At 46.6% G+C, this 1,129-nt stretch carries 1 rRNA gene; it reads left to right on the forward strand.

The annotated features are described in order from the left end of the window. Positions 1-459 precede the first annotated feature (459 nt). A 16S ribosomal RNA gene (locus A3735_RS08740) occupies positions 460-1,129 on the forward strand; the annotation flags it as partial.

Raw genomic sequence — 1,129 nt, forward strand, 5'->3', positions numbered from 1 at the left:
ACTAATTTATAAAAAGTTTGATAAAGGTGTTGACCTAAAGAATCAGCTCTATATAATGCGCACCTCCTTAAGACGAACCGCTTCGAAAGCGGCGAAGTTTGAAGGAGATAGAGGATGAATTAAGTGATTAAAATCAGTAATTTATCTTCGCTTGTTAAAGGTTTTGGTTTTCGGTTTTGAATTTAAATTTCTTCGAAAACAAATTAAAAAAAATCGTTGACAAGCAAATGAGACGCTGTAGAATACGCGCCTCGCTTGAGGGATCTCAAGCAAGCTCTTTAAAAAATTAACCAAGCAATTCGTGTGGGCGCTGGCTGAGATGATTTCACGATAAAGCACTCTGATCTAACTTGTTAGAGAGGATGTTGCTTAAGAAATTATCAAGTCAACGACCTGTACAATTTATTTGAACAGTAAGTAACTTGAGCAAGTATATGAAGCTTTTGCTTCGACTAGATTGAACTGAAGAGTTTGATCATGGCTCAGATTGAACGCTGGCGGCAGGCTTAACACATGCAAGTCGAGCGGTAACAGAGATAGCTTGCTATCTGCTGACGAGCGGCGGACGGGTGAGTAACGCGTAGAAAACTGCCCAGTAGTGGGGGATAGCCCAGAGAAATTTGGATTAATACCGCATACGCCCTACGGGGGAAAGGGGGCTTCGGCTCTCGCTATTGGATGTGTCTGCGTGGGATTAGCTAGTTGGTGAGGTAAGGGCTCACCAAGGCGACGATCCCTAGCTGGTCTGAGAGGATGATCAGCCACACTGGAACTGAGACACGGTCCAGACTCCTACGGGAGGCAGCAGTGGGGAATATTGCACAATGGGCGCAAGCCTGATGCAGCCATGCCGCGTGTGTGAAGAAGGCTTTCGGGTTGTAAAGCACTTTCAGCGAGGAGGAAGGCTAAGTAGTTAATACCTGCTTAGATTGACGTTACTCGCAGAAGAAGCACCGGCTAACTCCGTGCCAGCAGCCGCGGTAATACGGAGGGTGCAAGCGTTAATCGGAATTACTGGGCGTAAAGCGCGCGTAGGCGGCTTGTTAAGCTAGATGTGAAAGCCCCGGGCTCAACCTGGGAACTGCATTTAGAACTGACTCGCTAGAGTACAGTAGAGGGTGGTGGAATT

This window comes from Oleiphilus sp. HI0061, assembly GCF_001635675.1.